General features: G+C 71.8%; 10 protein-coding genes. 3 read left to right on the top strand and 7 right to left on the bottom strand.

Going from position 1 to position 13456, the window contains the following annotated elements:
- Nucleotides 1-116: 116 nt before the first annotated feature.
- Together dnaN and OG251_RS18290 are read right to left on the bottom strand one after the other, a co-directional pair.
- Nucleotides 117-1226, bottom strand: a complete 1110-nt coding sequence (gene dnaN, locus OG251_RS18295; RefSeq protein WP_326678201.1) for a DNA polymerase III subunit beta — start codon at nucleotides 1224-1226, stop codon at nucleotides 117-119.
- Between the two features lie 125 nt (nucleotides 1227-1351).
- Nucleotides 1352-1879 carry a nucleotidyltransferase domain-containing protein gene (locus tag OG251_RS18290; RefSeq protein WP_326678200.1) on the bottom strand — a complete coding sequence of 176 codons (528 nt, stop codon included), beginning with the start codon at nucleotides 1877-1879 and terminating at the stop codon, nucleotides 1352-1354.
- A 353-nt stretch (nucleotides 1880-2232) separates the two neighbouring features.
- On the opposite strand from OG251_RS18290, the gene OG251_RS18285 reads away from it, so the two are divergent.
- Nucleotides 2233-3705: a helix-turn-helix domain-containing protein gene (locus tag OG251_RS18285; protein ID WP_326681304.1), complete on the top strand. Its 1473-nt coding sequence runs from the start codon at nucleotides 2233-2235 to the stop codon at nucleotides 3703-3705.
- Here the strand turns inward: OG251_RS18285 and OG251_RS18280 are convergent.
- The 5 genes from OG251_RS18280 to OG251_RS18260 all read right to left on the bottom strand — a co-directional run bounded on the left by OG251_RS18280 (nucleotide 3695) and on the right by OG251_RS18260 (nucleotide 11211).
- Nucleotides 3695-5713 (bottom strand): YncE family protein, encoded by a 2019-nt coding sequence (locus tag OG251_RS18280; RefSeq protein WP_326678199.1) that lies wholly within the window; start codon nucleotides 5711-5713, stop codon nucleotides 3695-3697. The two genes, OG251_RS18285 and OG251_RS18280, sit on opposite strands and share 11 nt — an antisense overlap.
- A 186-nt stretch (nucleotides 5714-5899) precedes the next feature.
- On the bottom strand, nucleotides 5900-7327 hold the full coding sequence (locus OG251_RS18275; protein WP_326678198.1) for an FG-GAP repeat protein: 1428 nt from the start codon (nucleotides 7325-7327) through the stop codon (nucleotides 5900-5902).
- A gap of 325 nt (nucleotides 7328-7652) precedes the next feature.
- Nucleotides 7653-8285: a hypothetical protein gene (locus tag OG251_RS18270; protein ID WP_326678197.1), complete on the bottom strand. Its 633-nt coding sequence runs from the start codon at nucleotides 8283-8285 to the stop codon at nucleotides 7653-7655.
- Nucleotides 8286-8373: 88 nt separating this feature from the next.
- Nucleotides 8374-10065 carry a serine/threonine-protein kinase gene (locus tag OG251_RS18265; RefSeq protein WP_326678196.1) on the bottom strand — a complete coding sequence of 564 codons (1692 nt, stop codon included), beginning with the start codon at nucleotides 10063-10065 and terminating at the stop codon, nucleotides 8374-8376.
- 387 nt (nucleotides 10066-10452) lie between these two features.
- Entirely contained in the window at nucleotides 10453-11211 is a 759-nt protein-coding gene (locus OG251_RS18260) for a 4'-phosphopantetheinyl transferase family protein (RefSeq protein ID WP_326678195.1), read from the bottom strand.
- Between the two features lie 461 nt (nucleotides 11212-11672).
- Here OG251_RS18260 and OG251_RS18255 point away from each other — a divergent pair, with 461 nt between their 5' ends.
- Both OG251_RS18255 and OG251_RS18250 read left to right on the top strand, forming a co-directional pair.
- Nucleotides 11673-12410 carry a helix-turn-helix transcriptional regulator gene (locus OG251_RS18255; protein WP_326678194.1) on the top strand — a complete coding sequence of 246 codons (738 nt, stop codon included), beginning with the start codon at nucleotides 11673-11675 and terminating at the stop codon, nucleotides 12408-12410.
- Nucleotides 12411-12462: 52 nt separating this feature from the next.
- Nucleotides 12463-13398 (top strand): TrmB family transcriptional regulator sugar-binding domain-containing protein, encoded by a 936-nt coding sequence (locus OG251_RS18250; protein WP_326678193.1) that lies wholly within the window; start codon nucleotides 12463-12465, stop codon nucleotides 13396-13398.
- Nucleotides 13399-13456 lie beyond the last annotated feature (58 nt).

The following is a 13456-nucleotide window of genomic DNA, read 5'->3' as shown; positions in this document are numbered from 1 at the left end:
TGTCCGGCCACGGCCGGACACACCCCCGTCCCGGCGTTCGACTCCCTTGAGGGGCAGGCGGATCCGGGGGGCGGCGGGGTCGCGGCGGCCCCGCCGGGGGCCTGTGCGGGCCGGTGCTAGATCAGGGGCGGTTTCACCGACATCAGCAGGTGCCGGTGGGTCTCCGTACCCGCCTCGTCCGTGATCATCGCGCGCTGCCCCGGGCCCAGCAGGAGCAGCCGGATCACCGGTTCCTCGAACGAGGACAGGGCGTCCATCAGATACGAGGGGTTGAACGCGACCGTCATCCCCTCGGAGCCCTCCAGCGTCGCCGGCAGCCGCTGGGACGCCACATCGTCCTCGTAACCGGCTTGCAGCAGTACGGAGTTGTCGTCGGCCGAAAAGGTCATCTGGAGCGGGCTGTCCCCGTCCGCGACCACCGCGACGCGCTTGACGGCTTCCACCAGCCGGGCCCGGTCCACCACCGCGACGGCGGGGTCCGGCATCGCGAACAGCTTGTCGTGGCGCGGCAGCCGGCCGTCCAGGAGACGCACCGTCGTCCGCATCCCGGCGTGCTCGAAGCCGACGGACCCCGTGTCCAGCGCGACGCTCACGAGACCGGACCGGCCCAGCGAGCGGGCGATCTCGGTCAGCCTGCGCGCCGAGACCACGACATCGGCCGACGTGTCGGGCCCGGCCGCCTTCCAGGGCAGCGTACGCACCGCGAACCGGTACCGGTCGGTGGCGGCGAGCGTCATCGTCGTCCCGTCGAGCCCCAGCCGGATTCCGGTGAGCGTCGGCAGGGTGTCGTCCCGCCCCGCGGCCACCGTCACATGGGCGACCGCCGCCGCGAACTCCGCCGCGTCCACCGCCCCGCGGACCTCCGGCAGCGGCGGCAGCGCCGGATAGTCGTCCAGCGGCAGCACCGAGAGCCCGAACCGGGCCCCGTCCCCCGACACCGTGAACCGCGAGCCCTCCACCGCGCACTCCACGGCCCCTTCGGGGAGCACCTTGCAGATGTCCAGCAGCCGCCGCCCCATGACCAGCACCTTCCCGGGGCGTACGGTCTCCGCCTCCACGCCGATGCACGCGGACGCCTCGTAGTCCAGCCCGGAGACGCGCAGCCGCCCGCCGTCCGTCTCCAGCAGCAGCCCGCCCAGTACGGGGACGGGCGACCGGGTCGGCAGTACGCGGGCCGCCCAGGCCACGGCGTCGGTCAGCGCGCCTCGCTCGATGCGGAACTCCATGGCGGCAGGCCCTCTTCTCGTCGGTCGTCCGGACTCCGGATGTCCGGCACGGCTCCCGACGACGCTATGCGCCACCACTGACAGTCCCGCGTCCCGACGGCCGGGGGCGGGGCGGCCGCGGCCCGTCAGGCGCCGGTGACCAGGTCCGCGTACGGCGGAGGCAGGGGGATGCCGAACTGCCGGTGCAGGGCCAGCACATCGCGGATGTCGTCGTCGTCGATGGCGTAGCCGGTGTGCGAGTGGACCTGGAACTCGGCGGTCCCGCAGGGCACCGTCCGCCCGAGGACCGTGCCGGTGCCGTCGAGCGAACCCACGGGGTACGCGATCCCGTCGGGGCCGTGGACGTGTGCGCCCCGCTCGTCGAGGCGGGTCGAGGAGAGGTCCACGAGATGGACGTCCACCCGGCGGTCCGCCGTGTCGCTCAGCACCCAGTTCCAGGGGCCGTCGTCACGCCAGAGGGTGAAGGAGGCGGCTGCCATGACCTCGGAGTACCGGGCACGGTCACGGGTGCGCACCGCGATGTCGAGATCGTCGTGCGCGCGGGTCTGTCTGCCGAGCAGCGCGTCGACGCCCCAGCCGCCGTCGAGCCACACGTCCACCCCGGCGCCGCCGAGCAGATCGAGGATTTCCAGCACGTCTTCGGCGCTCATCATGGGAGTCATGATCACAGGAACCGACGACAGCGACCACCCCCGTGAGCCGCTGCCGTCGTGCTCCCCCGACTGTTCCGGCGCTGTTCCCCGTCGTCCCCCGACGACTTCCCCCGTCCCCCGTCGCCGTCGACGGGCCGGAACACGTTTCGCACCCTAGGCCGGTGGGCAGCGGAGCGGCAGATGCATTTCGCCCAGTGTGGCGACGCGGGGGTATCAGTCCGCACAGCCAAACCGGTAGCCTGCATTCCGGTTTCGGGGCGGCGGGTGACGGGGCCGGTCGGACAGCGAGCACCCGGCCAGTGAGCACAGGAGGACACGTGCACGTGCGGGAGCGGGCCGAGGACCTGGTGCGGATGCACCGGCTGGCCCGCACCGGCGGTACGCAGGAGCTGTTGCGCTGGCTCTCCGGGCGCGCGGACGGCTGGGCCGGGCTGCTCGACGGCGAAGGGACCGTGCTGCACGCGGCGGCCCGCACCCCGGCGGCGGCCACCCCGCAGGCCGCCGCACTCGCGGCCGAGGGAGCGAAGGCCCTGACGGCGCGCGGCGCGCAGGCGCACTCCCTGGACTCGGACACGCACACCGCGCTGCTGTTCCCGCTCGACGGGGAGGGAGCCCCGGTGCTGGCCGTCGTCGCGCCCCGGCCCGTGCCCGCCGGGCTCACCGTGCTGCTGGGTGATGTGCTGATGCCGCTGACCCTCTGCCGGCAGGCCGAGACCGTCGAACGCAAACGGCGCCGGGTCGACCTCGCCGAGTCACGCGGCCGGGAAGCAGTGCTCCACCTGCTGATGACGGGCCGGCTGTCCATCGCCCACCAGGTGGCCGGCGCCCTGCGCCCCAGGCTCCCCGACCCGGTGCGGGTGTGCGTCGTGGAGTGTTCGGGCGGACAGCGCGACGAGGTGGCGCGGGTCTGCGCGGAGGCGGACGGCGGCCGTTCCTGGATCGTGCGGTGCCCGGTGTACGCCCGCCACCTCATCCTCGTCATGCCGGCGGGCCGGGGGAGGAACGGGCCGCTGGACGAGAGGGTCGCCGCGCTCGTGGACGACTGCGTCGTGGGCGCCAGCGAGCAGATACCGCTCTCCGACACCGCGACCGGCTACCGCCAGGCCTTCCACGCCCTCGCCGTCGCCCGTGGACTCCCCGGCCGGCACGCCGGGTTCGGGACCTCCCCGGAACCGGCGCTCGTCGTCGGCGAGACCGGCGCGCGGTGGGCGGACGCCCTGCTCGCCCCGCTCCTGCACCATCTGCCGCGCCGCTCCCAGGACCCGGGAAGCCAGGAACTGGCCGCCACCGCCGCGTCCTGGCTGGCCTTCTCGACCCACGCCACACAGCATCTGAAGATCCACCGCAACACCCTGGCCGCCCGGCTCAGGTTCATAGGCGATCTGCTCGGCCTCGACCTCGGCACGCTGGCCGACCAGGCGGCGCTGGACCTGGCCCTCCGCATCCGGGACACCCCCGCCGCCCGCCCGGCGGAAACGGCGGCGAAGGCGGCGCGCGACCTCGACGAGATCCTGCGCCGCCCCGCGCTCCAGGCGTGGGCGTCCCAGCAACTGCGCCCGATCGAAACGCTCACCACGCCGGGTACCGCCTCGGGCGTGGCCTCCGGTGCGGCGGAACGGACCCTGCGCACCTGGCTGGCCTGCGAGGCCCAGCTCGGCCCGACCGCGGCCGAGCTGGGCATCTCCCTGCCCGGAACCCGCAAGCGCCTCGCCCGGCTCGAAACCGTGCTCCGGCGCTCGCTGCTCCAGGCCCCGAGCGCCCGCTACGACCTGTGGCTGGCGTTCAGGGCACGGGATCTCACCGCTCCCGACCTCACTACTTCGTGAAGATGAAGTACTTCCAGCTGCCGTGGGTGGTCGAGTTCACGCTGTCACCCGAGGAACCGTTCACGTACGAGGCGCGGACACGCATCTTGTAGCCGGTCTCGTGGGGGCCGGTCAGCGTCACGATCGACTTCCCACCGGTGCCGAGCCTGAAGTACTGCTGTCCCGCGTCGTACCACTTGCCCTGGTAGTACAGCTCCAGGGACAGCTTGTGCGAGCGGCCCGGGTAGTAGGTCATCGTGTTGGTGAAGACCGGGTTCTTCTTCTTGTGGAAGTACGCGTACGACGTCTTGCCGATCTTCGCCGTCTTGTACTGCTTGGAGATGGAGGTCGAGACCTTCACCTTCGCGTACGCGGTCGACTTGACCGACTTCGACGCGTTCCGGGCGTCCCCCGCGAACACGGCGGTGACCGTCGTGTCGCGCTTCATGTCGACCGTGACGGACAGGTTCCCCTTGGAGTTGACCTTGCCCTTCTTGGCCAGCTTCTTCGGCTTGTCCGATCCGAAGGGGTCCACCCACAGCTCGACGACCCGGTTCTTGTACGTCTTGCCGAGGTGCGCCGTGAACGAGACGTCCTTGCCGTACGAGTAGACGGCCTTGTTCCGGTTCAGCGTGAGCGAGGTCGAGGCGCGCGAGACGGCGACCGAGTCGGACCCGGACGCCGCGGAGTGCGTCGCGTCGCCCGCGTACGTCACCTTGTACGTCACCTTGCCGCCGGCGGGCGGGGTGTCGGTGAAGGAGAACGTGCCGCCGGACTTCAGCGCCACCGTGCCGAGCGACTTGCCCTTCGGCGAGTCGATGTCGGTCCGGACGACCGAGACCTTGGTCCCCGCCGCCAGCGCCACCCCGGAGGCGGCCTTGCCGGTCACCGTGAGCTTCTTGGCGCGGGTCGCCTTGGACGGCGCGTTCACCGTGACGCCCACCGCCGACTTCGTCGGGTCGGTCAGCACGCGCAGGGCGTAGATCTCGCTGTACACGTTGGTCGTGAGGGCGAAGACGCGGCTGCGGTCGGGCGCCCAGGCGAGGCCCGCCTCATGGAGGTCGTTGGTCGCCGTGGTGCTGCTGTCGACGTACGGGATGTCGTACGTGCGCAGCGGCTTCGTGCCGCCCTGCTTGTAGACGAAGACGTCGGGGGAGGACTGGCTGGTGCCGGTGGCGACCATGCCGTCCGGAGCGACGGCCACGGCGGCGCCGTGCGAGCCGGTGCTGTACGCACCCACCCGGGACAGGTCCGCGGTGGAGTACGCCTGCGCGTGGTACGGGGTCCCGCCGCCCGTCACCAGCAGCTGCTTGCCGTCCGGCGTGACGTCGAAGTCGGACAGGTAGGACTGGTATTCGCCGCCGGAGCTGTCGGGACCGTACGCCACGCGCTCGGGCGTACCCTCCGCCACGTCGTACACGGCGAGCGAGATGAAGCTGCTGCCCTCCTGTGCGGCGGCCAGCACGTTGGGCGCGGCGGGGTCGGACGCCAGCCTCGGGGCGGAGTACCAGCTGTTCTCCCCACCGCTCGGGAGCGTCACGGTGGCTTCCGGAACCGTCAGGTCGATCGACCCGATCTGGCCCCGGTAGGCGACGTCCGGGCCGTTGAAGCCGAACCAGAGCTTGCCGCCCGCGAGAGCCGGGTACTTCGGCTCGATGCCCTTGCCGAGCGCGTAACGCTTGCTCTCGGTGAGGGAGGCGGTGTCGATCGCGGCGATCGCCCCGTCGCCGGGCACCGCCGCGTACACGGTGCCGGAGTCCTTGGACAGCTCCAGCCCGAGAACGCCGGGCAGGGAGGCGATCGTGCCGACGACCTTGCCGTTGTAGTCGGTCGCGACGACCTTGCCGGACTTCGGGTCACTGATGAAGACCCGGTGGTGGACGCCGTCCACCACGATGTCGCCGCTCGACCTGATCGGCAGCGAAGCGCTGGAGTCGGCGGCGGCCGGGTTCGCGGCGCCGCCGACCAGTACTACTGAACTGAAGAGGACCGCGAGCGCTGTCGCGGTCGAGATTCTGCGCGTACGCACAGTGACGTATACCCCCACGGTAAGTGGGCCTTGTGACACCCGGAGATGAGAGAGGGGTGCGGCCCGATCGCAGGGTATGGCATGACAATGACACCCAGGGCGCAATTAAGGTGACGATAGGGGAGCGGGGGGGGGTGTTCCCGCGCTCCCCGTCGTACCGTCGCGGGCGTTGCGCCGTGCGGGCCGCTACTGCTGGTGGTCGCCGCCCAGGAGGGTTCCGGAGATCGAGGGCAGTCCGAGCTGCGCCGTCCCGAAGGAGACCGCGGACGTGAACACCGGCTTCGCCGCCCCTCCCGGCAGCACCCACACCGCGCCCCGGCCGTCCTCCCAGCAGGCCCCGACGGCCAGTTCGGGCCGGGCGTCACGGGTGAGGTCGGCGGCCGCGACCGTGCAGCCGAACGCGTCCCTCTCCTCCGCCCCGCCGGGCACCCCGGCGGTGTTCTGCGTGAAGCTGTAGGAACCCGCGCCCAGTTGTCCGTTACGCAGACCGGGTACGACGACCACGGCCCCGGCCCCACTTCTCGCGCCGATGCCCTCGCCGGGCGCACCCACGACGATGTCGTCGAGCCCGTCCCGGTTCAGGTCGGCGACGGCGACGGAGGCCCCGAAGCCGTCGTACCGCTCACCACCGCCCGGCACCCCGGCCGTGTCCTGGTGGATGGTCATGGGCGCCTTCTCGTAGGACACCCCCTTGGCGGACCCGAACCACACGTGCACCGCGCCCCCGAGGTGGCCGAAGAGCCCCTCGACAGCACCCGGGTCGTCGGGGTCGCCGAGGACCAGATCCCCGTAGCCGTCCCCGTTGACATCCCCGATCACCGGGGTGAGACCGTCGCCCCCCTTCATTCTGTGGGTCGACTGGAAGGGGTCGCTCAGTGCGGAGTTCACATACGCGAGCCCGCCGCTCCACCCGCCCATACGGCCGCTGACCAGCACCCGGTCCGCCGCCCGGTCCCCGTTCAGGTCGCCGAACGCGGCGGAGCGCATCCAACCGGTCTCGTCGTGCAGCGTGGACGAGCCCACCTTTCCCGCGCGGGTGAACGGGCCCGTCAGCCGTGTGGTGGTGCTGTCGTTGACGATCAGGACCGATGTGCCGTCCGGTCCCGACCAGGCGGCCACGTCCCGGCCGGCCTGCCCGTCCTTCTCCACCCGTGTCGGCAGCGTGGCCCCGGACACCAGGCCCTGCTTGCTGCCCCACAGCACGGTGGCCGAACCCGCCGCCGTCGCGGAACCGATGCTCTCGCCCGGCGCCCCCACCACCAGATCGGCGAAGCCGTCCCGGTCCAGATCGGCCAACGACGCGGACGCGCCGAACCAGTCACCCGCCTCGGCCGCCCCCGGCACCCCCGGCGAACTCTGGCTGATCACGGCCCGCTTGGCGGCGGAGACGCCCTTGGCCGACCCGTACAGGACGACGACCGACCCGGCGTAGTCCAGGCCCTTCACGGTGGCCGCGGGCGCCGGGACGACGAGGTCCCGGTAGCCGTCGCCGTTGATGTCCTGCGGTACGGGCATCGGCGCCGCGTGAGCCGTCCCCCCGGACAGCCCGGCCGCGACGGCGGTCATCGCGGCCAGCGCGGCGATGCGTCTGGTACGGGAAGAGTGTCCAGCCATGGTGTGTGTGCCCCCACCCCTGAGGAATCCAGTGTTGTGAGGGCATTCAGCCACGAGTGATCATGCTCCCGCAATCGGGGAGCGGGACCCGGTTCGCGGGACCCATGGCCGAGACCGGATTTTCGGACACCGCTGGGAGCGAGTACGCACCGACGAAGGATCGCTGGTCAGGAGCCCCTCGTCCGGTACTTCCAGGTAGAGAAGCCGTTCGTGAGCCGGCGTCTCTACGAGGTTCATGTCGCCCCGGTCGCCTGCGTATTGGCCGTACTTGCCACAGTCCAAGGGCGGCACATACAGCGATCGTCGGGGGGTGGCGGGGCCGGTATCAGTCGATCAGGTTGCTGAGGCTGAGGTAGAGCACCGGGTACTGACCGTTGTCCGTGACTCCGATGCACAGGTCGCGGCGGTCCAGGAGCCAGCCGTTGGGGCGGCAGCTCTCGTGCGGGCGGTTCAGCCGGCGGATGATCTCCTGGCGGGACAGATTCTCCGTGCTGCCTATCCGCACCGTGCGGTAGCAGCCGCCCGACCCGCATCCCGTGCCCTGCGAGACGACCGTGAGACCGGACGGCAGATCCGGGACCGCACTGGCGGGCGGCGCGTCCGAGCCCTCGCTGTTGAGCAGGACGTACAGCAGGGAGGCCACCAGGGTGAGGGCGAACTGTGTCCCCAGGAAGCCGATGGCGCCGTTGCGCCGGGGAATCCACTCCGCCGGGCCGGGGCCCCTCTCACCGTGTTCCAGGACCGCGCCGAACGCGACGATGAGCGGTGCGAGGACCGAGTGGATGAGGTGTGCGTCGGCCCGGGGCACGGACAGCCAGCCCTGCTGGGCGGCGACCAGCAGGCACGCCTCGGCCAGCAGGAATCCGCCGATCGTCAGGCCGACCCCCCGGCTGCGGGCGATCATCCTCCAGACGACCAGCGGAGCGGCGGCGAAGAGTATCCCCAGGACAGACCACATGTGGCGCACGCCCCCCACTGGACGACAAACGGCAGCAGGAGGAGGGACGTCGTGCCGCCGTTGTCCGGTTCCGCGGTTTGACGGAGTCTCAGTCCGACTTCTTGTAGACCAGGCTCTCGTCGGTGCCCGCGGTCGTCCGGCGCAGGGTGCCGTCGGGGAGCAGGGTCAGATCGGTGGCCTTCCCCGGGCTGCACGAGGTCGCGGGCTCGCCCACGGAGACGGTCGAGGGGCCGATGTGGACCGGGTCCCCGTTGGCGGGCCGGTCGGCCAGGGGGGCGGCGAACACGCAGCGGTACGTGCCGCCGGAGGCCAGTGGGCCTTTCACGGTGAGGGAGAGGACCGTGTCGCCCACTCCGCCCTGCCGGATGACGAGGCGCCGGGTGGACGCGCCTGCCGAGCCGTCGACGGTGCCGGTCCAGGTGCCGAGGTAGTCGTCGGGGAGGGCGCTGCCCTGCCCCTTCTCCCCGTCACCGGAGGGGGAGTCGGTGGGCGAGCCGGTGGTGCCCTTGCCGTTCTCGTTCATGAAGGCGTAGACCGATCCGCCCGCACCGATGGCGACGAGTACGGCGATGGTGACGAGCGCGATGGTGGACCCGGTGGACCGGCGCGCGGGGGCGGGGGCCGGGTAGGGCGTCGGGTAGGACTGGCTGAACGTCCGGCCCACCTGTTGGGGCCGCTGGGAGTGGGGCTGGGGCTGCTGATGTGGAGGCTGCCGCTGTGCCGGGTGCCGCTGCCGGTGGTACGGCGGCGGGGTGGGGGCCGCGACGTGCGGTGGGCGCGCGGGGGCCGCTGCGGGGGTGGGCCGTCCGGGCCGGGCAAGCAGTCCGTGCGTCCCGGAAGGCGGCTGCTCCGGATCTTCGGCGTTGAGCAACTCGACGGCTTGGCGCCCGAGTTCGGCTATGAGGGTGCTGGGCAGCCAGGGCTCGGTGGCCTCGGGCTCGCCCAGCCGCTCCAGGATCTCGTCGGTGGACGGCCGGCCGGCCGGGTCCTTGGCGAGGCAGTCCGCTATCAGTTCGACCAGATCCACCGGGACGCCGGTCAGATCCGGTTCCTCCTGAGCGATGCGGAACATCAGGGCGTGGACGCCGCCGCTGTCCGCGGTGCCGAACGGGAGGCGGCCCGTCGCCGCGTACGCGAGGACGGAGCCCAGGCAGAAGATGTCGCACGCGGTGGTCACGCGCTGGCCGCGCACCTGCTCCGGGGCCATGAACCCGGGTGATCCGACCAGAGCTCCGGTGCGGGTGAGACCGGCGTCGGCCGCTTCCATGGCGCGGGCTATCCCGAAGTCGATGACGCGGGGGCCGTCGATGGTCATCAGGACGTTGGACGGCTTCAGGTCGCGGTGGACGAGCCCGGCGCCGTGGATGTGCTGGAGGGCGTGGGCGAGCCCGGAGCCCAGGAGCTGGACCGAGCGTTCGGGCAGGGGGCCGTAGGCGCCCGAGGCCGGGCCGGGGGCGCCCGTGCGGCCGGAGACGATGCCCTGGAGCGAGGGCCCGGCGACGTAGCCGGTGGCGACCCAGGGGACGGGGGCCTCGGTGTCGGCGTCCAGGACCGGGGCGGTCCAGGCGCCGCCGACCTGCTGCGCGGCGCGGACCTCCTGGCGGAACCGGGCGCGGAACTCGGGCTGTTCGGCCAGTTCGCGGCGGACGAGCTTGAGGGCGACGGTGCGTCCGCGGTCGGAGCGGGCCAGGAAGACCTGTCCCATGCCGCCCTCTCCCAGGCGGCTCAGGAGCCGGTACGCGCCGATGCGGTGCGGGTCGTCGGGCCCTAGCTTCTCCATGGTGCGCTTCCTCCCGTACGGCCGTGGCGGACCGTGGTCGAGAATAGCGGCGGCCCCCGCCCCCGGGGTCCGGGGGCGGAGGCCGAGAGGCGTCCGCGGCCCTCGGCGGCCCTCGGTGGAGCGGGCTTCCCCGCAGCGGCCCGAAGGTGGTCCCGGCGTGGTTCCGGAGAGGTGGTCCCGGAGGCGCGCTTTCGGAATTCATCCCATGAGTTACCGGTGGTAGCGCATATTATTTCCGCTCGCCGAAGTGCCGCGCGCACCGAAAGCGCGCGGCGAGTGCCCGTGGAATAGTCCTCTACCCACGGGTAATTGATCGTTCATCGAATGACGCTTCGCCGTCCGCGCGTGGAACACGGTATTTGCGAACGGGGAACCGGATTGCGGATGTCAGGTGGGGGGCTGTCGGATTTGCTCGTGCGATCGGTGGTGGTGGAGGACGGTCACATCTGTGCGGACGCCGTGCGGCAGGGCAACGGTTGCAATCCAGTCCGGCGGCAGACTCAGCCCGCGCACGGACCAGGTGGCCGGGGTGCCCGGAACGCCGGCCGCGACCGTGACCGGGTCCGGGAGGCCCGGATGGGTCTCGATGCGCGTCAGATCGGCGGCCAGGCCGATGCCGACCGCCTTGAGCACGGCCTCCTTCCGGGTCCAGCAGCGCAGAAAGGCCCTGCTGCGCGGCATGCCCGCCGGGGCGTCGCGGACATGGCGGAGCTCGGCCGCCGTGAGTGCGACCCGCGCCAGTTCCTCGGTGTCCAGCGTGCGTACGCCTTCGACGTCCACGCCCACCGGAACCCGTGCGACGGCGAGAACGCAGCAGCCCGCGGAGTGGGAGAGGCTGATCCGGAAGGGGCTGGAAGGGCGGACGACGGCGGGGGGTCCATGCCTCGGGTCCCCGCATCCGGGGCAGGGCAGCCGCCCCAGTCCGATCTCCGCCGGGCCGACGTCGAGAAGGTCCGACAGCACGCGCCGGGTGCCCGCGCGGCTGCCGGCGAACTCGGCCGCCCTGGCGGGGTGGCCGATGTCGCTCAGCCGCTCGCGCTCGCCGTCGTCCAGAAGGGCGAGATCGGCCGGATCGGGCCTTTCGCCTTCCAGGCGCCACCATCTGACGGTCACTTCGGTCGCCGTGCGCGGAGGGGATTCGGTCACGGGAGGAGGGTAGGTCGGCCGGTGGTGCCCAGGGGGCCGATGGCCTCTATGGGACAGGGGTGACTGCGGCGCGTGAGGGGCTGATCACGTACGGCACGGTAAGTGGAATGCGAAGGGTTCGAATGGGCGGCCCGGATGCAGCTTGGTGACATTTTCGCGTGGGAGGGCGGTGCGGGGGCCGGTCGGGGGCGAACTTGCGGAGTTGGCCGGTCCGCTTGCAACGGTGAGCCGTTGACTGGTTCACGTCCGCGATCTAATGTCTGGTCACGTTGAGCGATGGCTTGTAAGTGTCCCAGGGATCCCGTCACTTGGATTTCGGATAACCTCACACGGCTGATGCGCCCTGAGGAATAAATCCAGCACAAGTAATTGGTTTTCCGGGGCGGCTGAATAATTATCGGGGGAGCGGAATGGGTTCGGGGGTGGCGGATGCACCTGAGGACGTGCACCGAGTTGATTCCGTGGAGGGCGCGCTTCTGCAGGCGCGGGCTCTGATCGAGTCCTCGATGTCGATGCACCGCAGGCAGCCGGGAGGCGCCTCGCTGCTGGTACGCGCGGACGACGGCTCGGTGGTCGAGGCCGTGAAGCGCGTCATGGCGGGCGCGAGGTACTCGGCGCATCTGGCGGTGACGGGCAACTGGAAGCACTCGTCCGTGGTGATCGCGGCGGTCGCCGCGGCCGTGGCCCCACCCCCGGCGCCGCACGGCCGGGGGCAGCTCGCCGTGCGACTGCTCGCGGCGGGACGGGCGCTGGAACTGTCCGCCGACTGCCGTCAGGCGTTCGGCGACACCACGCTGGAAGTGCGGATGTCGAAGGGCGAGTTGCGCGAGGCGTTGATCGTCGACGGCCGGACCGCCCTGGTCCAGTCGGGCAACGGGTCGGCGGGCCGGCACGCCGCGGTCATCAGCGACCCGGCGGCGGTGGGCGCGCTCGACCTCCTCTTCGCCGGGGCGTGGGCCAACGCCCGCCCCGTCGCCGATGAACTCCGCCTCGACCGCAGTCTGCGCGGCGCGCTGGCGCGGCGCATCCTGGAGCAGCTCCGTGCGGGACGTACGGACGACGTGGCCGCGCGGGAGATCGACGTCTCGCTGCGTACCTACCGGCGGCATGTCGCGGAGATCATGCGGGTACTCGGAGCGAACTCCCGGTTCCAGGCCGGGGTACGCGCGGTCGAGCTGGGGTTGCTGGAACGGTCCTGAGACGCCGGCCCGTGCGGTGACACCGACTGTGGAACAACGGGGGCAGCAAGAGATGACCACGACACCTGCGAGAGGCCCGAACGAGCCGGGCGGCGACGGGCAGAGACCCGACGGACCGGGCGCCGAGGGGCAGAGACCCGGGGAGCCGGGGGAGGACCCCCCCGGCCCGGCGCCGGACGGCGGCCCCGAGCGACCGGGGCCGGGTGAGGGGCAGGACGCCATCGAGCGGGCCCTGATCGAAGTCCGGGCCCTGATCGAGACGACGATGGAGCGCCATCGCAACCGGGTCTCGTCGGACCGGCAGATCGTCGCCATGGACGGCCACCGGACGGAAGTGCTCGGCGAGGCGCGCAAACTGGTGCTGCAAGCCGTCCGCAGCATCGATGTGGTGCTGGCCTCGGGGCCGAGCTGCGGCACCGAGACCAAGACCCATCTGCGCGCACTGATCCATCTGGTGCCGGAAGGGGTGCGGCTGCGTCTGCTCTGCTCCCCGGCCATGATCGACGAGGACTTCGTCCGCGAACAGCGGAAGGCGGATTCCCTCGTCGACATCCGGGTGGCACGGGTCCCGCCGCTCCAGGGCGTGATCGTGGACGAGGAGGTGGGGCTGGTCTCGACGGAGTCGCCGACCGGCCGCCGGGCGTCGCTCATCCGGGTGCCCGATGTCATCCACACGCTCTGCACGCTCTACAACGGGGTGTGGCGCAACGCCGTGCCCGCCGACGCCCGCGTCACCTTCGGCGACCACTGCCGAACCGAGCTGGCACGGCAGATTCTCGGTGCCCTGCGCGCCGGAGTCACCGACGAGGTCGCCGCCCGCGAACTCGTGGTCTCGGTCAGGACCTACCGGCGGTACGTCGCGGAGATCATGACGCTGCTCGATGCCAGCTCACGCTTCCAGGCGGGTGTGCGGGCCGCTGAACTGGGCCTGCTGGGGCCGATGGAGGCTCCGGGGCAGTCCGGCCCGCCACCGCGCGGCGCGGACTGACCGGGGGCGGCGCCGGTGCCGTCCTGGCAGCTTCCTGAAGTTCCCGTTGTCGGGGCGG

The sequence above is a fragment of the Streptomyces sp. NBC_01237 genome, assembly GCF_035917275.1.
Lineage (GTDB): Bacteria > Actinomycetota > Actinomycetes > Streptomycetales > Streptomycetaceae > Streptomyces.
Note: the sequence above shows the minus strand (reverse complement) of the source record. Positions and strands in the feature narration are given on the sequence as shown.

Coding starts and splice junctions, on each gene's coding strand:
- OG251_RS18275 (WP_326678198.1), bottom strand. CDS start 7,327: ATGGCTGGACACTCTTCCCGTACCAGACGCATCGCCGCGCTGGCCGCG.
- OG251_RS18270 (WP_326678197.1), bottom strand. CDS start 8,285: ATGTGGTCTGTCCTGGGGATACTCTTCGCCGCCGCTCCGCTGGTCGTC.
- OG251_RS18250 (WP_326678193.1), top strand. CDS start 12,463: ATGACCACGACACCTGCGAGAGGCCCGAACGAGCCGGGCGGCGACGGG.
- OG251_RS18265 (WP_326678196.1), bottom strand. CDS start 10,065: ATGGAGAAGCTAGGGCCCGACGACCCGCACCGCATCGGCGCGTACCGG.
- OG251_RS18290 (WP_326678200.1), bottom strand. CDS start 1,879: ATGATGAGCGCCGAAGACGTGCTGGAAATCCTCGATCTGCTCGGCGGC.
- dnaN (WP_326678201.1), bottom strand. CDS start 1,226: ATGGAGTTCCGCATCGAGCGAGGCGCGCTGACCGACGCCGTGGCCTGG.
- OG251_RS18285 (WP_326681304.1), top strand. CDS start 2,233: ATGCACCGGCTGGCCCGCACCGGCGGTACGCAGGAGCTGTTGCGCTGG.